The organism is Paraburkholderia sp. BGA-UO-ETr-F12 (genome assembly GCF_059567945.1).
Genome location: NZ_JCAQOZ010000061.1, coordinates 110,052 through 126,715, shown reverse-complemented (window position 1 = coordinate 126,715; position 16,664 = coordinate 110,052). Strand labels below are relative to the sequence as shown.

Annotated in this window: 13 protein-coding genes and 1 other RNA gene; 8 read left to right on the top strand and 6 right to left on the bottom strand. The window is 63.7% G+C overall.

All coding sequences use genetic code 11. From position 1 onward, the window contains the following. Positions 1–6: 6 nt before the first annotated feature. From AC57B6_RS29765 to AC57B6_RS29745, 5 genes are all read left to right on the top strand, one after another. The gene (locus AC57B6_RS29765) at positions 7–1,320 is read left to right on the top strand and encodes a Glu/Leu/Phe/Val family dehydrogenase (protein ID WP_028196399.1); all 1,314 of its coding nucleotides are present in this window, start codon (positions 7–9) and stop codon (positions 1,318–1,320) included. 322 nt (positions 1,321–1,642) lie between these two features. Next, positions 1,643–2,536 carry a glutamate/aspartate ABC transporter substrate-binding protein gene (locus tag AC57B6_RS29760; RefSeq protein ID WP_028196397.1) on the top strand — a complete coding sequence of 298 codons (894 nt, stop codon included), beginning with the start codon at positions 1,643–1,645 and terminating at the stop codon, positions 2,534–2,536. Between the two features lie 82 nt (positions 2,537–2,618). After that, positions 2,619–3,359: an amino acid ABC transporter permease gene (locus AC57B6_RS29755; RefSeq protein ID WP_028196396.1), complete on the top strand. Its 741-nt coding sequence runs from the start codon at positions 2,619–2,621 to the stop codon at positions 3,357–3,359. Further along, on the top strand, positions 3,359–4,036 hold the full coding sequence (gene gltK, locus AC57B6_RS29750; protein ID WP_028196395.1) for a glutamate/aspartate ABC transporter permease GltK: 678 nt from the start codon (positions 3,359–3,361) through the stop codon (positions 4,034–4,036). Before AC57B6_RS29755 ends, gltK begins: the two co-directional genes overlap by 1 nt. Continuing rightward, positions 4,033–4,758 carry an amino acid ABC transporter ATP-binding protein gene (locus AC57B6_RS29745; protein WP_253045473.1) on the top strand — a complete coding sequence of 242 codons (726 nt, stop codon included), beginning with the start codon at positions 4,033–4,035 and terminating at the stop codon, positions 4,756–4,758. Before gltK ends, AC57B6_RS29745 begins: the two co-directional genes overlap by 4 nt. 91 nt (positions 4,759–4,849) lie before the next feature. Here AC57B6_RS29745 and AC57B6_RS29740 read toward each other — a convergent pair whose 3' ends face one another. Then, a complete protein-coding gene (locus AC57B6_RS29740; protein WP_082094311.1) occupies positions 4,850–5,782 on the bottom strand; it encodes a class II glutamine amidotransferase in 933 nt (310 codons plus the stop codon). Between the two features lie 189 nt (positions 5,783–5,971). On the opposite strand from AC57B6_RS29740, the gene pyrC reads away from it, so the two are divergent. The 3 genes from pyrC (at position 5,972) to rnpB (ending at position 8,351) form a co-directional block, all read left to right on the top strand. Further along, on the top strand, positions 5,972–7,051 hold the full coding sequence (pyrC, locus tag AC57B6_RS29735; protein ID WP_030100974.1) for a dihydroorotase: 1,080 nt from the start codon (positions 5,972–5,974) through the stop codon (positions 7,049–7,051). Continuing rightward, positions 6,964–7,896, top strand: a complete 933-nt coding sequence (locus tag AC57B6_RS29730; RefSeq protein WP_496422697.1) for a DUF3025 domain-containing protein — start codon at positions 6,964–6,966, stop codon at positions 7,894–7,896. Before pyrC ends, AC57B6_RS29730 begins: the two co-directional genes overlap by 88 nt. Before the next feature lie 41 nt (positions 7,897–7,937). Next, positions 7,938–8,351, top strand: an RNA gene (rnpB, locus tag AC57B6_RS29725) — RNase P RNA component class A. 97 nt (positions 8,352–8,448) lie between these two features. Here rnpB and AC57B6_RS29720 read toward each other — a convergent pair. From AC57B6_RS29720 to AC57B6_RS29700, 5 genes are all read right to left on the bottom strand, one after another. Beyond that, complete coding sequence (locus tag AC57B6_RS29720; RefSeq protein WP_028196390.1) at positions 8,449–8,871, bottom strand: OsmC family protein; 423 nt, start codon at positions 8,869–8,871, stop codon at positions 8,449–8,451. Between the two features lie 450 nt (positions 8,872–9,321). Beyond that, the gene (locus tag AC57B6_RS29715; RefSeq protein ID WP_496422696.1) at positions 9,322–11,790 is read right to left on the bottom strand and encodes a fimbria/pilus outer membrane usher protein; all 2,469 of its coding nucleotides are present in this window, start codon (positions 11,788–11,790) and stop codon (positions 9,322–9,324) included. An 88-nt stretch (positions 11,791–11,878) separates the two neighbouring features. Next, the gene (locus AC57B6_RS29710; RefSeq protein ID WP_028196388.1) at positions 11,879–12,307 is read right to left on the bottom strand and encodes a DUF1090 family protein; all 429 of its coding nucleotides are present in this window, start codon (positions 12,305–12,307) and stop codon (positions 11,879–11,881) included. A gap of 114 nt (positions 12,308–12,421) precedes the next feature. Further along, entirely contained in the window at positions 12,422–15,772 is a 3,351-nt protein-coding gene (locus AC57B6_RS29705; protein WP_496422695.1) for an ATP-binding protein, read from the bottom strand. Further along, positions 15,765–16,397 carry a response regulator gene (locus AC57B6_RS29700; RefSeq protein ID WP_496422694.1) on the bottom strand — a complete coding sequence of 211 codons (633 nt, stop codon included), beginning with the start codon at positions 16,395–16,397 and terminating at the stop codon, positions 15,765–15,767. The genes AC57B6_RS29705 and AC57B6_RS29700 overlap by 8 nt, the downstream gene beginning before the upstream one ends. Positions 16,398–16,664 lie beyond the last annotated feature (267 nt).

Sequence of the window (16,664 nt, the reverse complement as noted above, 5' to 3'; positions counted from 1 at the left end):
GCGTTCATGTCATCCCAGCAACAAGCCGCACAATCCGCATCAACGTTGCAGTCCGTTCCTTCCTACCTGAATAAAGACGACCTCGGCCCGTGGGGCAACTACCTGCGTCAGGTCGACCGCGTCGCGCCGTACCTCGGCTCCCTGTCCCGCTGGCTCGAAACTCTGAAGCGCCCGAAGCGCATTCTGGTCGTCGACGTGCCGATCGAACTCGATAACGGTACGGTGGCGCATTTCGAGGGCTATCGCGTGCAGCACAACGTGTCGCGCGGTCCGGGTAAGGGCGGTGTGCGCTATCACCAGGACGTGACGCTGTCGGAAGTGATGGCGCTGTCGGCGTGGATGTCGGTCAAGAACGCGGCCGTGAACGTGCCGTACGGCGGCGCGAAGGGCGGTATTCGCGTCGACCCGCGCACCTTGTCGCGTGGCGAGCTGGAGCGCGTGACGCGCCGCTACACGAGCGAAATCGGCATCATCATCGGACCGAACACCGACATCCCCGCGCCGGACGTAAACACGAACGAGCAGATCATGGCGTGGATGATGGACACGTACTCCATGAACCAGGGCCAAACGGCGACGGGCGTCGTGACCGGCAAGCCGATCGCGCTGGGCGGTTCGCTGGGCCGTCGTGAAGCGACGGGCCGCGGCGTATTCGTGGTGGCCTCCGAAGCGGCGCGCCGCATCGGCGTCGACATCGAAGGCGCGCGTATTGCCGTGCAGGGCTTCGGCAACGTGGGCGGCATTGCCGCGCGTCTGTTCCAGGAAGCGGGTTCGAAGCTGGTGGCGGTGCAGGATCACACCGGCTCGCTGTACAAATCGACCGGTATCGACGCTGTCGCGTTGGCGGATTACGTGGCGAAGAACGGCGGCGTGGGTGGTTTCCCGGAAGCCGATGCCGTCACGAATGAAGAATTCTGGACGGTCGAATCGGACATCCTGATTCCGGCCGCACTGGAAAACCAGATCACCGAAAAGAACGCCGGCAAGATCAAGACGAAGATCGTCGTGGAAGGCGCCAACGGCCCGACCACCACGGCAGCGGACGACATTCTGCACGACCGCGGCATCCTCGTGATTCCGGACGTGGTGGCCAATGCCGGCGGCGTCACGGTGTCGTACTTCGAGTGGGTGCAAGACTTCTCGAGCTTCTTCTGGACTGAAGACGAGATCAACCAGCGTCTCGAACGCGTGATGCGCGAAGCATTTGCCGCCGTATGGCAAGTGTCGAGCGAACAGAAAGTGTCCGTGCGGACCGCGGCGTTTATCGTTGCGTGTAAGCGGATTCTCGAAGCGCGCGAACTGCGCGGCCTGTACCCCTGATCCGATTGCGTGAAACGGCGGGTCCGCTACCTCGCGGGCCTGACGGTCCTTGCTTCAACGCGGTTCAAAAGACCGCGTGTTCGACCCGGCGGGCGGCATCGTATCGATGCCGCCCGCCTTCGTCTGTCCGGAAAGGTTGAGCGACCGTCCGGGAAGCGCCGCCTTGAGCGACAAGCCGCGTAACGGGTGCCCGGCATGCCCGACGCGCCGGGCGCCGCCGCGCAAGGGCTTTGGGCGATACACAACAACATGGTTTATAGCAATACTTTCAGAATAATTACTTTGCTAAACTGGCGCCGGTTCTTGCCAAGGAGATCACCAAATGAAGGTTAAAAAAGCTGCGCTGCTGCTCGCGACTCTCGGACTGTTCACGGTCGGCGCGCACGCGCAAGACGCTGGTACGCTGAAAAAAATCAAGGACACGGGCGTCATTTCGCTGGGCCACCGCGAATCGTCGATCCCGTTCTCGTATTACGACGACAAGCAGAATGTCATCGGCTACTCGCAGGAATTCGCGCTGAAGGTGGTTGAGGCGGTCAAGCAGAAGCTGAACATGCCGAACCTGAAGGTCAAGCTGACGCCCGTCACGTCGCAAAACCGGATTCCGCTGGTGCAGAACGGCACCGTCGACATGGAATGCGGTTCGACCACGAATAACGCCGAGCGCCAGCAACAGGCTGCCTTCTCGAACACGATCTTCGTGATCGGCACGCGCCTGATGACCAAGAAAGACTCCGGCATCAAGGACTGGGCCGATCTGAAGGGCAAGACGGTCGTCACAACCGCCGGCACGACGTCCGAGCGCCTGCTTCGCAAGATGAATCAGGACAAGAGCATGGGCATGAACATCATCAGCGCGAAAGACCACGGCGAGTCGTTCCTGACGCTCTCCACCGGCCGCGCTGCCGCGTTCATGATGGACGACGCACTGCTCGCGGGCGAGCGCGCGAAGTCGAACAATCCGGGCGATTTCGTGATCGTCGGCACGCCGCAATCGCATGAAGCTTACGGCTGCATGATCCGCAAGAACGATCCGGAATTCAAGAAGGTGGTGGACGACGCGATCGCGAAGGTCGAAACTTCGGGCGAAGCCGATCAGATCTACAAGAAGTGGTTCGAATCGCCGATTCCGCCGAAGGGCCTGAACCTGAACTTCCCGGAAAGCGACGACATGAAGGCGCTCTTCAAGAGCCCGAATGACAAGGCAATCGATTAAACCTTAGCCGTTTTTTTGAAACGCTGAACGAAACGGAAGGGGCCACGCGCTTCTTCCGTTTCTTTTTGCTGGAGTCTTGGTCATGTCATATCACTGGAACTGGGGCATTCTGCTGAGTCCCGTCTCCACCGGCGAGCCGACCACCTATCTGGGCTGGCTAATGTCCGGCTTCTGGGTGACGATTACCGTGTCGCTGTCGGCGTGGGTGATCGCGCTGATCGTCGGCTCGTTTTTCGGTGTGCTGCGCACGGTGCCGAACAAATGGGCGTCGGGTATCGGCACGCTGTATGTCGCGATTTTCCGCAACATTCCCCTCATCGTGCAGTTCTTCATCTGGTATCTGGTGATACCGGAGCTGCTGCCGGTGTCGATCGGCAACTGGTTCAAGCAACTGCCGCCGGGCGCGCAGTTCTTCTCGTCGTCGATCCTCTGTCTCGGGCTGTTCACTGCCGCGCGCGTCTGCGAGCAGGTTCGCTCGGGCATCAACGCGTTGCCGAAGGGCCAGCGCGCCGCGGGTCTGGCCATGGGGTTCACGCAGTGGCAGACGTATCGCTACGTGCTGCTGCCGGTGGCGTACCGGATCATCGTGCCGCCGCTGACGTCCGAGTTTCTGAACATTTTCAAGAACTCGGCGGTGGCGTCGACCATCGGTCTGCTGGACCTGTCCGCGCAGGCGCGGCAACTGGTCGACTACACGTCGCAGACGTATGAGTCGTTCATTGCGGTCACGCTGGCTTATGTGCTGATCAACCTGGTCGTGATGCAACTGATGCGCTGGGTCGAACACAAGTCCCGGTTGCCCGGCTATATCGGAGGTAAGTGATGCATCATTTCGACTGGAGCGGTATTCCGGGCGCACTGCCTACGCTGTGGACCGGCGCTATCGTCACCATCAAGATCACGCTGATCGCGATCGTGATCGGCATTATCTGGGGCACGATTCTCGCGATCATGCGGCTCTCGCCGTTCAAGCCGTTCGAATGGTTCGCGAAGGGTTACGTCACGATCTTCCGTTCGATCCCGCTGGTGATGGTGCTTCTGTGGTTCTTCCTGATCGTGCCGCAGGTGCTGCAAAACGTGCTGGGTTTGTCGCCGGATATCGATATCCGGCTGGCTTCGGCAATGGTCGCCTTCTCGCTGTTCGAGGCCGCGTACTATTCGGAGATCATCCGTGCCGGCATCCAGGCGGTGCCGCGCGGACAGGTCAATGCCGCGTTTGCGCTCGGCATGAGCTACCCGCAGGCAATGCGCCTCATCGTGTTGCCGCAGGCGTTCCGCGCGATGGTGCCGCTGCTGCTTACGCAAGGTATCGTGCTGTTTCAGGATACGTCGCTCGTCTACGTGATCAGCCTCGCCGACTTCTTCCGCACCGCCACGAATATTGGCGATCGTGACGGCACGAATGTCGAAATGGTACTGTTCGCGGGCGCGTGTTATTTCGTGATCTGCGTGATCGCGTCGAGCCTCGTCAAAGGTCTTCAGAAAAAGGTCGCAAGATGATCTCTATCAAGAATGTTTCGAAGTGGTACGGTCAGTTTCAAGTGCTGACCGACTGCACGACGGAAGTCAAAAAAGGTGAAGTGGTGGTGGTGTGCGGGCCGTCGGGCTCGGGCAAGTCCACGCTGATCAAAACCGTCAACGGCCTCGAGCCGTTCCAGAAGGGCGAGATCGTCATCAACGGCCAATCGCTGACCGACAAGAAAACCAATCTGTCCAAGCTGCGTGCGAAAGTCGGCATGGTGTTCCAGCACTTCGAGCTGTTCCCGCATCTGTCGATCGTGCAGAACCTGACACTCGCACAGGTCAAGGTGCTTGGCCGCTCGAACGACGAAGCCACTGCGAAGGGGCTGAAGCTGCTCGATCGCGTCGGTCTGCGCGCGCATGCGGATAAGTTTCCGGGGCAGTTGTCCGGCGGTCAGCAGCAGCGTGTGGCGATTGCGCGCGCATTGTCGATGGACCCGATCGCGATGCTGTTCGACGAACCGACTTCCGCACTCGATCCGGAAATGATCAACGAAGTGCTCGACGTGATGGTCGAACTCGCGCAGGAAGGCATGACGATGATGTGCGTCACGCACGAAATGGGCTTTGCGAGGAAGGTCGCGCACCGCGTGATCTTCATGGACAAAGGCTTGATCGTGGAAGACGACAGGAAGGAAGACTTCTTCGCGAATCCGAAGTCGGATCGTGCGAAAGACTTTCTGGCCAAGATCCTGCACTGAGCGTGTTGCCGGGCCACGTCGATTAGTTGGCGTGGTCTGGGCAGAAAAAAAGCCGCTTCGGAAGAAGCGGCTTTTTTGTATCGACTTCGGATCAGGACTCGAATGCGGCGGCGTCGTCCGCGGCTTCGAGGTCAAGCTCGGTCGTGCCTATCGCCATTGCCCCGGCCGAAGCCGCGATCGTGGTTGCCGAAGCCGACGCGTCTAGCGCCGGATTGCGCAGCTTCTCCAGCACCGAAGCCGGGACCGGCACGTTGACCCGGCCAATCACTTCGCCGTGCTGGAACATCAACAGATCGCCCGGTTGGAAGGCGGACCACACTTCGTTGTCGGTGAGCGGCTTGGTCGCGATTACGGCGACGCGGTCTTCCGGCGTGGTGTATTTGGCGAAATCGATCGACACGTCCGCATCGACCAGATGCGCGGTCGAGAACGGCCAGCGCCGCACGATGTAATGCAGATGCGTCGAACAATGCGCGAACAACGCCTGGCCGTTCGACATCAGAAAATTGAACACGCCGAATTGCGTGATCTCGCGCGTGAGCATTTCGAGCGCCGCGAACAGTTCTTCCAGCGGCGGTTGGCAGCCCGGAAAAGCCTTGCGTAAGCCTTGCAGCAGCGCGCAGAACGCCAGCTCGCTATCGGTCGTGCCGACCGGTTGATAGACGCCGGTCAGCGCCGGCGAATAGTCTTTCAGATCGCCGTTGTGCGCAAAGATCCAGTGGCGCCCCCACAGTTCTCGCATGAACGGATGGCAGTTTTCGAGCAGGATGTGCCCTTGCGTCGCTTTGCGAATGTGCGCGATCGTGTTCTTCGATTTGATCGGGTAGCGCTTGACCATTTCGGCGATCGGCGAGGTGGCCGACGATTGATGGTCGATGAACAGGCGGCAGGCTTTATCTTCGAAGAAGGCGATGCCCCAGCCGTCCGCGTGGTGATCGGTGACGCCGCCGCGCGCCGCAAAGCCGGTGAACGAGAACGTGACGTCCGTTGGCGCGGCGCAGTTCATTCCGAGAAGTTGGCACATGTTGCAGGTAAGCCTGTGAACGGGGCGAGCCGTTACAATGATGATTTTCCAAGCATATCACCGAGCCAGAAGCGCCAAATAGCAAAATTGACGTGTGTTTAGGTCTCAGCGCTGCGATTTGCTGCGATTTGTACCGCTTTGAGCATGCTGATCTGTTTTTTTGCCGCCGAATCTCGTCCCCTTCTCGCCATGACCGCTTCCAACGCTCCTCTCGATTCCGTCGACTCCATCGACTCCGTTACGCTCGCCCGCCCGGACGACTGGCACCTGCACGTTCGCGACGGCGAGATGCTCGCTGCGGTGCTGCCGGATACCGCGCGCCAGTTCGGCCGCGCGATCATCATGCCTAACCTGAAGCCGCCGGTCACCACGACCGCGATGGCGCAGGCGTACCGCGAGCGCATCGTCGCCGCGATCCCGGCCGGGGCGAAGTTCGAACCGTTGATGACGCTGTACCTGACCGACAACACGCCGCCCGATGAAATCCGCCGCGCGCGTGAAAGCGGCTTCGTGCATGGCGTGAAGCTGTACCCGGCGGGCGCGACGACCAACTCGGACGCGGGCGTCACCGACATCATGAAGTGCGCCAAAACGCTCGAAGTGATGCAGGAAACCGGCATGCCGCTGCTGGTGCACGGCGAAGTGACGGATTCGTCGATCGACCTGTTCGACCGCGAGAAGGTGTTTATCGACCGCGTGATGACGCCGCTGCGTCGCGCGTTTCCGGCGCTGAAAGTAGTGTTCGAGCACATCACCACGAAGGATGCTGTCGACTACATCCGTGAAGCCGGCGTGGCGCCGGGGCTGCTGGGCGCGACGATTACCGCGCATCACCTGCTGTACAACCGCAACGCGATCTTCCAGGGCGGCATCCGTCCGCATTACTACTGCCTGCCGGTGTTGAAGCGTGAGACGCATCGTGTGGCGCTGGTCGAGGCGGCGACCTCGGGCAATCCGCGCTTCTTCCTCGGCACCGATAGCGCGCCGCATCCGAAGGGTTTGAAGGAGCACGCGTGCGGCTGTGCAGGTTGCTACACGGCGCTGCATGCGCTTGAGCTCTATACGGAAGCCTTCGACAAAGCCGGCGCGCTGGACAAGCTTGAAGGCTTCGCCAGCTTCTTCGGCGCCGATTTTTATGGTCTGCCGCGTAGCGAAGAGAAGGTCACGCTGCGTCGTGAGGAATGGACGCTGCCGGCCGAGTTGCCGGTTGGCGACACGCCCGTGGTACCGCTGCGTGGCGGCGAGTCGATCGGTTGGCGCCTCGTCTGAGCTTGCGCTATATGCAGGAGCCAGAGGCGGCGCGCGTGATCTTCGGATTCGCCGATATTGACTGGTCGAAACCGTGGTTCGCGCAGTTCGCGGCACGCGGCGAGCGCTGGCAGCAGGCCGCGCTTCAAAGCTATGCGGCCTTGCTCGCCGAGATGAATGCGGATGCGCGTGCCATGCAGCAGCGTACCGGCCGCGGCCAGCGGCTCACGTTCATTGCGCAGGACGATCTGCCACCCGGCGCGGCTTACGAGGCGCACATCGCGTCGACCGGCTGCGTGCCTACGCGCCATAACCTGCATGACTTCTTCAACGGGTCGATGTGGTTCGCGTTTCCGCGCATCAAGGCGGCGCTGAATGCGCGACAGTCGGCGGCGATCGATGCGCTAGGCGTCGGTCCGACCCGTGGCGGCGTGCGCGACACGTTAACCTTATTCGACGAAAACGCGTTGTTGTTCGCCTGCGCCGACCCGGCGTTGAGCGCGGCATTGCGCGGATTCGACTGGCAAACGCTGCTGGTGGCTCGCCGTGATGCCTGGGGCAAGCGCTGCGAAGTGCGCTGCTTCGGTCACGCGCTGCTGGAAAAGCTGATCGCGCCGTTTAAAGCCTGCACGGGCCATGCGTGGATCGTCGATGTTCCATCCGAGTATTTTGGCTGGGGCGTTGCGGCACGCGACGCGTGGCTCGACGAGTCTGTCAGCGCGGCACTCCTGAACACTGACGCATTGACCAGCCGCATGTTTGCGCCGCTGCCTGTGCTGGGAATTCCAGGTTGGTGCGGGGAGAACGAGTCCCCGGCGTTTTACGACGACACATCCGTCTTTCGCACGGGGCGGCGCGCGCGTTAAAGCGCTTCCCGGTCCGCCGCAGTGTTAAAATGCGCCCCAGCAAAGCAGGCCAGGCAGTCGCGGCCTCTGCGGTTTCGGCCAAAGAGGGCGAGGAAAGTCCGGACTCCATAGGGCAGGGTGATGGCTAACGGCCATCCGTGGCGACACGCGGAACAGGGCAACAGAAAGCAAACCGCCGATGGCCCGGCGCAAGCCGGGATCAGGTAAGGGTGAAACGGTGCGGTAAGAGCGCACCGCGGCTGCTGCAAGGCAGACCGGCACGGTAACCTCCACCCGGAGCAATTCCAAGTAGGCAGGCTAGCATCTTCGAGATGCAGGACGGGGCCCCCGTCACGTCTGCGGGTAGGAAGCTTGAGCGCGTCAGTAATGGCGTGCCTAGAGGAATGACTGCTACGCGCGTCGTGTTTTCGGACGCGGCGCGTGCACAGAATCCGGCTTATCGGCTTGCTTTGCCACCTAATGAAAAATGCCGGCGCCCAAACGGACGCCGGCATTTTGTTTTGTGCGCGCCTCGGCTGCTTGCGCCGAGGCGAGGCCACCGCCGAGCCGGGTTCAGCTCGCGACGATATCGAACGAGTGCGACAGTTCGGCGGTCTTCGCGATCATGATCGACGCCGAGCAGTATTTGTCATGCGACAGATTGATCGCCCGTTCCACGGTAGCCGGGTTCAGATTCTTGCCGGTCACGGTGAAGTGGAAGTGGATCTTGGTGAACACCTTCGGATCTTCGCTGGCGCGTTCGGCCTTCAGTGTTACCGAGCAGCCCGCCACTTCCTGCCGGCTTTTCTTCAGGATCATCACGACGTCGTAGGCGGTGCATCCGCCCGTGCCGAGCAGAACCATTTCCATTGGACGCGGCGCCAGATTGCGACCGCCGCCTTCCGGCGCGCCGTCCATCATGACCAGATGGCCACTGCCCGTCTCGGCGGCGAACGCCATTCCGTCCTGCCCCATCCAGCTAACTTTGCATTCCATGCTGTGCTCCACCGCGCTCTGCTGATATCGAAACGGCATTGTAGCCCGGTGTTTGCGTGTCCGCCCGAAAGGACTTTCGACGGAACTTATGCGCAATGGCTGCTTGCGTGTTGCGGTGCGGCATGTTTCGGCGATTCGGGAATGCCCGGACTGCTTTAGGGGTTTTACTCTAGTCGATGTCCGCTTTCGTAATTAGCTGCAGCCGTATATGCTTTTGATTTTAAAGGGAATTTGCTGGTATTTGATTAGCGGTCTGAACTGCCGCATTGTGAAATTCGATTTCACAATGCAAATGTTCTTGCGTCGCACAAGGGTGCCTCATATAATCAGCTCCATCGGTTGCAGCAGTTCTGCAACCTCCGCTGTCTCCTCCACCTCCTCCTTTGGTGGATTAAACCCGAACCGCTCGTTCGGGTTTTTTTTCGTCCGTGGATTGCCGGGCAATGTCCTCTACCTGGAGTCCAGTCCAGGCATTTTCTGCGGATGAATCGGCACGTAGAGCACTGAACCGGATACCGGCGCGACCTCCCGGAGCAGGGAGCCGTAGTCGAGGTCTTCGCCGGCCGTCAGGCTGTCCAGACCCACCCGGTTCACCCGATACGGCGTTAGATAAGAGATGATCGCGCGACCGCGGGCGTCGGTGCGGGTGGACAACTGACCGTCCACGCTGGCATCCGCGTAACCGGGCGCGTCGACCACGGCAATCGTGTCGCCCAGCGACTGACCGAGCACGATGCCTTGCGCCGCCCGGTCGTCGCGACTGTGAAAACCCACCACGCTTCCCGCCACCGCCATGTCCACTTTGCGGTAGCCGCGGCCTTGTCCGTAGCCGGCATCGATGCGCCCGCCGTCGCCCTGATAGGACACGTGGCCAGTCCCTTCGCTGCCCACAGCGCCGGAATGCTGTTGGGTCAGCGCGTAATTGAGCCGGTAGTCACGGAGCGCGGAGCCGGACAGGCTATTGCTCCAGACCAGCGCGCCGTCGTCGTCGCGGCTGGCAGCAAGGCCGTAGCGCAGGCTGCCCGTTTTGCTGCCCAGCGAAAGCGGGATCGAGAGCGTGGCCTGAAACGACTTGCTGCGCATGCCGCCAATCTGCCGGATGCCGGCCTGCAGATCGACGTCGAATTTGTCGCCGTACCAGGTCGCGCCCAGTTGCAGCGTCCCGCGTGCGGGATGGCTGCTGGCGTAATTGTTCGCGCTCAGGGTGGCGTAGAGGTTGCCGGTGTCGCCCACGTTCTGTTGAACGTTGAGGCGGATCTGCCGACGCGGCGCGGATTCATTGAATGGCACGCCATCCGTGTCACCGAACAGATCGCGCCAAAATGCGGCGTCCGCTTCGCGCTGCAACATGTCTTCCATTGTGCGGAAATGGCCGCCGCCGAATTGCCGCCAGTCGACGCTCATGCCGGTTCCGGTCGACGCGAACGACTTCGCGTAGCGCGTGCGAAAGCGCAGGCCGCTGGGCATCGTCGCGGATGGCGCGTCGACTTGCGAGCGCGCGAGGTCGAAAGAAAGCGCGCCGGCTTCGCCCAGGTCCCAGCCGAGTCCGGCCGCCATGCTACGGTAGCCGCGCGCCTGCAGCGCGCCCCCGAATGCGCTCAGACGGTGCGGCAGTCCGATGCCGAGCGTGGCCTGCACGAATGGCGGCTGGTCGAAAGCCGCGTTCATGCTCGCGCGACGGTAGCGTCCGGCGCTGAACGCGTACTTGATCGCGTCCTGATGCACGAGCAACGGCATCGCGATAAACGGCACGACCGACACGTGTTCGGTGCCGTCCGCCTCGCGCACCGTCACGCTGAGGTCGCCACTACTGGAAGGCGGCCGCACGTCGTAGAACGCAAACGGGCCGGGCGCGACCACCGCGTGATAGAAGAGCAGCCCGCGCTGGCGAATGAACACTTCGGCGCTGCCGTGCGCGTTGCCTCGCACCACGGGCGGCGCGGCGCTCAGATGGTCGGGCAGGAGATTGTCGTCGGAGGCGAGCTGCGCGCCGGAGAAAGGGATGCTGTCGAACAGAAGACTGTCTGTTGCGCCGTCGCCCAGCAGCAACTTGCCGCGCACGCGTCGCACGTCGCGCTGCACGTAGGTTTCGAGGCGCTCCCATTCGGGTTTGCCGATCGTGGGACTCGAGTAGACGTGGTTCGAACGGAACTGCCACACGTCGACGTTCGCGCCAGCGTTGAGCGTGGCGAATGCGGACGTGCGGCGGTTGTAGTCGAGCGCGTTCGCGCCTTCGGTGTGTGACGCGCTCAACTGGTAGTCGAACCGCACGGCGTCGACGCCGTTATCGAGTCGCGCGGGCGCAACGTAACCGCGCGCGCGGCTCATCAACGGATCGGCGATGCGCACGTTGAGTTGCTGCTGGTGCGCGTCGTATCGCACGCGCGCCGCCGGCTCGGCCGCTTCCTCCAGGGCTTCCCCGGCCGCTTCGCGTTCCTCGGGTGTAGCGTCGTCAGGGATGTCCGGCGGCGCAGCGTCGGCGTCGTGCGGGTGTTGTGAACGCTGCGGCATCACGCAACGCGCGTCGCCGGCGTCCGCTTGAGCCGCGAACTCGGCCGCCGGCATGACGCCCCACTCGAGCCAATCGGCCACTTCGGCGCATGGTTTGCCGTCCGCGCCCGTCGCGAGCCATGAGAAGCCGCTCCAGTGTCCATTGACCACCACGGCGTACCGTGTGAACTCGCGCTGCAGCGCGCCTTCGTCTCCAGGCGGCCCTGCTTCTGCGCCGGGCTCCGGCTCACCCTTCAGGGCGCCCAGCAGCGCCGCCCGAAAGGGCGCATCGGCAAGGCGTGCACTGTTGGCGGGGACGTCGTCCGCGCCGGACGAGCGTGCTTCATTGGCGAAGGCTTCATTGGCGAAGGCGAAGGCCGGGGCAAGCCAGGCCAGGCTCCAGGCGGAAGAGAGTAGGCGCTTGCGCAAAATGATCCGTCTGACGCGAAAAACAAAAAACAGGGGCGAGGCCCCTGTTTGCTCCGAACCGAAGCGCCGCACGCGGCGCTTGTGGCGGTTAGCCCTTCAGTGCGGCGAGATCGGCTTGCGCGCTGCGCAGGTCGTCCATTTTTTCGCGCAGTTTGTCCTGCTTGTCGCTGACTTTCTCCTGAGCCTTCTGGATCTTCTTGGCGTCATTGCGTGCCTGTGCTTCGCGCAGCTTGGCTTCGGCGTCGCGCACTTCGTCCTGAGCCTTGCGCACGTCGTTCTGCTTATCCTGAACCTTGCGCTCGGCGCGCTGCACCTGGCCTGCGTCCGTGCAATGCGCCTGCACTTCGGCGAGCGCGCCTTGCAGCGCACGGACCTTTTGCGTGTTGCCGTATTGTTGGGCCGTCTGGATCTCGGACTTGAGGGCGCTGACGCGCGTCGCGCAGTCCTGCGTGCCGGCGAAAGCAGTCGTGCTCAGGAGGACAAAAGGAATAACAGCGGCGATCAAAGTCTTTTTCATGAGGATACCTTTCTACTTCAGGTTAAGAGCGGCGGGGTGTGCCGTTCGATGACACTTTGCCCGGCCGTGAGGGCGCCCACCATCGTATAGATTCGAAAGTGCAGGCCGTTTCTTTTAGAGACGGCCTGCGTTCACGACGGCGACGTGACGTTGCAGCAGCGCTTCGAGTCGCGCGTACTGCGCGTCCAATGCGGTGGCGACATCCGGCGCACGTCGGCAGGCCTGCATCTCCAGAACGATGCAGGCGTGATCGACGGCTTCATCGGGCGACGCACAGGCGATCACGCCGCGCATCCGATGCGCATAGTCGGCGGCGGTTTGCCATGCGCCGCGATCGATCGAGGCCTTCAGCGCAGCGAGATCCTCGGCGAGGCTGGCGGCGAGTTCAGGTGTGACCGGTTGCGGCGCCGCTTCGCATTCGGGAGGCTCGCGCGCCTCGCTCATCACGAAGCGCGCCGGCAACCAGCGCGCCAACGCAGCCGCGAGTTGCCCCAGCGCAAGTGGCTTCACCAGCACCTGATCCATACCCGCAGCAAGGCAATCGGCATGCGCCTCGGGCAGCGCGTTGGCGGTGTAGCCGAGAATCGGCAGGCGAGGGCGCGCGGCGCCGTTTTCGGCGGCGCGGATGAGACGCGTGAGTTCGAGCCCCGACATGCCCGGCATGTTGCAGTCGGTGAACATCAGGTCCACGCCGGAGTCGAGTGTGGCCAGCGCGGCGTCTGCGTCGCAGGCCTCGACGGGCGTGCAACCCAGTTCCCTCAACTGGTCCGCCAGAATGCGCAGGTTCAACGGATGATCGTCGACGGCGAGGACGCGCAACGAAGCGCCCGCGCGCAGCCTCGCCGGCGCGCCTGACGAACCGGACTCGAACCCGTCGCCGGATGCCGCGGCCGGCGGATCGCACGCGATGCACGGCAGGCGCAGCAGGACGCAGGTACCGCGGCCTGCTGCGCTGGTCACGTCCACGCTGCCGTTCATCAGCGTGACCAGCCGCTTGACGACCACGAGGCCGAGGCCCGTCCCGCCGCGCACCGCCGCCGCCGAAGTCTGTCTGAACGGTTCGAACAGACGGTCGAGTTCGTCGGGCGCGATACCTTCGCCGGTATCGCGGATGTCGACGCACAAGATTGGCTTGCCATCCGGATCGACCTCGAGCGAGGCATGCAGCACGACCTCGCCGCGCTCGGTGAACTTCACCGCGTTCGATAGCACGTTGCCGATCACCTGGCGAAGCCGGAGCGGATCGAAGCGGGCGCCGTGCGGCACATCGGGCGCCGTCTCGGCGCGCAGTTCGATGCCTTTCTCATGCGCGACGGCGGCGAAAAGCGTCGCGGTCTCGGCGAGCAGGGCACGCAGATCGATAGCGCGCGGCGTGACGCGCAGCTCGCCGGCCTCGGACTTGTGCACGTCGAGCAGATCGCCGACCAGTTCCAGCAGACCAAGCGCCGAGCGGCGCGCGATCGCCAGCGGCGCTGGGTCGGCGATGCCCGCTGCGGCGCGCCGTTGCGCCTGTTCCAGCAGGCCGAGCACGGCGCTCATCGGCGTGCGGATTTCGTGGCTCATCAGCGCGAGAAATTCGCTCTTGTCCGCGCTCGCCCGTTCGGCAGCATCGCGCGCCGCTCGAAGTTCGCGCTCCACCTGGCGCCGTCGGCGGATCTGGTATTGCAGCAGGCTGTTCCACACCACCGCGAGCGCCAGCGCCGCGAGCCCCCACGGCAGCCAGCGGAATACCGAGCGGCGTAGACTGTCCCACGTGCTGCTCGGATAGTTGATGTGCGCGAGCCAGCGTGATGCGATCGCGGCGCGCTCGGCCGGCGTGATCGCGGCAAGCGCCTTGTCGAGGATGCCGAGCAGTTCGGGCGCCGCGGGCGAGACACCGAACCGGACCTGATCGGGGTCGTCGAACGCGGTGCCGGCGATGCGCAGCCGGTTGGGGAAAAATCGCTCGATCGAATAACTCGCGCCGCCCATGGTTTGCAGCGTAGCGTCCGCGCCGCCCCGGGCGACCAGATCGAGCGCGTCGGCGGCGGTGCGCACGAACACGAGCCGGATCGATGGATGCACGGCCAGCACGACGCTCGCAAGCGCATGTCCGGTGACCAGCGCGAGCCGTTTGCCGTCCAGACTGCGCAGACTCGTGATGGACGCGTCGCCTTCGCGCGCGACGATTGCCCAGATCAGCGGCATGACGGGGTCGGAAAACGCCATGAAGGCGTTGCGCACGGGTGTGGGCATGAGCGTCGTGACGAGCGCGGTGTGTCCGGCGCGCAGATCCGCCTCCAGCGCCGGCAGGGTGTCCCGCGCGACGACCTTGAAGCGCAGCCCCGTGCGCCGGCCGATCAGCTTGAGCAATTCCGCGTGCACGCCCGAGAATTCGCCGGCCGAATCCACGAAGGTGTACGGCGCGTCGGCCGTATCGACACCCACCGGCACGACCGGGTGCGCTGCGATCCAGGCGCGCTCGGCCGGACTCAACGGCAGCGGGCCGTCCTGCATATCCTGCGCCGCGCCGGCCGCCCAGCGGCGCAGCACGCTCGCTTCGAGCCACGCGGGGAGTGCGCCGAAGGAGGTCTCGACGGCGTCTTTCAAGGCCGGCCGGTCGGACGCCACGGCGACGGAAAACGCGGTTTGCGCACTGTCGACTCGCGCCACGCGGAGGTTGAGATACATGCCTTGCTCCACGCAAAACGTCGCGGAGACCAGATCGCCGATGTAATAGTCCGCTTCGCCGAGCGAGACGGCGGCGAGCGCCCGGTAGAGCGATGGTTCGTCGAGCGGTGGGGCCGCTGCGGGCTGATGGCGCCGCAGCACCGCAAGGGCGTCCCGCTGATCTTCGACGACGGCCGCGCGTCCATGCCACGCGCCGTCTGTGTCCAGCGCGGGGCCGGCGCGGCGCACGATCGCGAGCGGCATGCGCAGATACGGCACGCGCTCGACGTAGTCGAACGCATGGGCGCCCGGCGAGCCGATCACGCTGAGCAGATCGATATCGTGCGACTTGAGGGCCGCGAGCGCAGCCGCCTGGCTCGCGAACCAGCGGACGCGGATTGGCGTGTCGAGCGAATTGGCCAGCAGGTGCAGGTAGTCCGCGGCAATGCCGGCCATCGTGTTGTTACCTGGGCGGAATTGGACCGGCGCGTAGTCGTTGCCCCACACGCCCACGGTCAGCATGCGGTGACTGGCGAGCCATTGACGGGACGTGAGCGTCAGCGGCGCGGCGAATCGGGTGGGCGCCAGTTGGCTGCCGAGACGCAGCAGCGCGGCGGAGGACGCGCCCTGGCGGTCGGGCGCCCGAGCCAGCAGCCCCGGATTGGCGCGCTCCGACGCCTCAGCGCCGGACGCGATGCCAGCGGTGCCGAGGCGGGGAGCCACCGCCAGCATCGTGACCCAGGCCGCCGCCGCGAGAGCCCGCCGCAACCGGGTTGCCGCGCGCACGGTTGCGGCCGGGTCTCGCGTGTCAGGCAATGCCGAGCTCGTAGGCGTAGCGGACCAGGTCCGCGTTGCTCGTGAGCCCTAGCTTCTGCATGGCGTTCTGTTTGTGCGTGGCCACGGTAGTTTTGGCGCGATTCAGACTGGTCGCGATCTCGTCGAGCGAGTGGCCTTGAGCGAACAACCGGACCACGTCGGTTTCTCGTTGGCTGAGCGGCTGCGGCGCGCGGCTCCTGCGCGCGCCGATCGACGCCCGCACGCCGGGCGATAGAATAGGTGGCTCGCCGCCGACTGATAGCGCGCGCATGGCGGCCAGCACTTCGGCGCGGTCGTCGCTCTTGCTGACGATCCCGTGCACGCCGAGCGCGGCGAGCTGTTCGCAGAGCGCCGGATTGGCGAGCATGGTGAAGACGATGACCCGCACGGTGGGAAACTGGCGCAGCAACTGCGCGATCAGCGCGAGGCCGTCGCCGCCGGACATGCCTTGGGTCATGGAGTAGTCCGTGACCACGGCGTCGCAGGGGGCGGCGCGCAGTGCCTCGATCAACTGGGCGCCGGTGCGCGCCTTGAACACGACGCTGAATCCGCCCGCTTCGACAAAGGCCGATTCGAGCGCGTCCATGATCACGGGATGGTCGTCCGCCAGACCGATCCGGAGCATTGGGGATCCTTACGGAGTGAAAGTCGGACAACCTTAGCAAACCCGGGCTATCGATTTGTGCGCTTTGATGTCGCAATGGGCGCAGTTCGTGACGTGGAACGCCGTTTTCGATGAAGAAAATTCACTTTCACGGGCGGCCATCGGCATTCACGCCGGGCCGTCGCGCCACGTCAGGCGCCACTTTTGACTTGCGCCTTGATTTTCCTTTATAATTCAGAGCTTTTCCGCATCCGCGCCCGCGGAGGAAGAACCAGGGAGAGCCTGCAC

Bases quoted from the DNA above. Each gene is read 5' to 3' on its own strand.
- AC57B6_RS29755 (WP_028196396.1), top strand. From the start codon at position 2,619: ATGTCATATCACTGGAACTGGGGCATTCTGCTGAGTCCCGTCTCCACC.
- AC57B6_RS29720 (WP_028196390.1), bottom strand. From the start codon at position 8,871: ATGGAATGCAAAGTTAGCTGGATGGGGCAGGACGGAATGGCGTTCGCC.
- pyrC (WP_030100974.1), top strand. From the start codon at position 5,972: ATGACCGCTTCCAACGCTCCTCTCGATTCCGTCGACTCCATCGACTCC.
- AC57B6_RS29730 (WP_496422697.1), top strand. From the start codon at position 6,964: ATGGACGCTGCCGGCCGAGTTGCCGGTTGGCGACACGCCCGTGGTACC.
- gltK (WP_028196395.1), top strand. From the start codon at position 3,359: ATGCATCATTTCGACTGGAGCGGTATTCCGGGCGCACTGCCTACGCTG.
- AC57B6_RS29700 (WP_496422694.1), bottom strand. From the start codon at position 16,397: ATGCTCCGGATCGGTCTGGCGGACGACCATCCCGTGATCATGGACGCG.
- AC57B6_RS29765 (WP_028196399.1), top strand. From the start codon at position 7: ATGTCATCCCAGCAACAAGCCGCACAATCCGCATCAACGTTGCAGTCC.
- AC57B6_RS29740 (WP_082094311.1), bottom strand. From the start codon at position 5,782: ATGTGCCAACTTCTCGGAATGAACTGCGCCGCGCCAACGGACGTCACG.
- AC57B6_RS29745 (WP_253045473.1), top strand. From the start codon at position 4,033: ATGATCTCTATCAAGAATGTTTCGAAGTGGTACGGTCAGTTTCAAGTG.
- AC57B6_RS29760 (WP_028196397.1), top strand. From the start codon at position 1,643: ATGAAGGTTAAAAAAGCTGCGCTGCTGCTCGCGACTCTCGGACTGTTC.
- AC57B6_RS29710 (WP_028196388.1), bottom strand. From the start codon at position 12,307: ATGAAAAAGACTTTGATCGCCGCTGTTATTCCTTTTGTCCTCCTGAGC.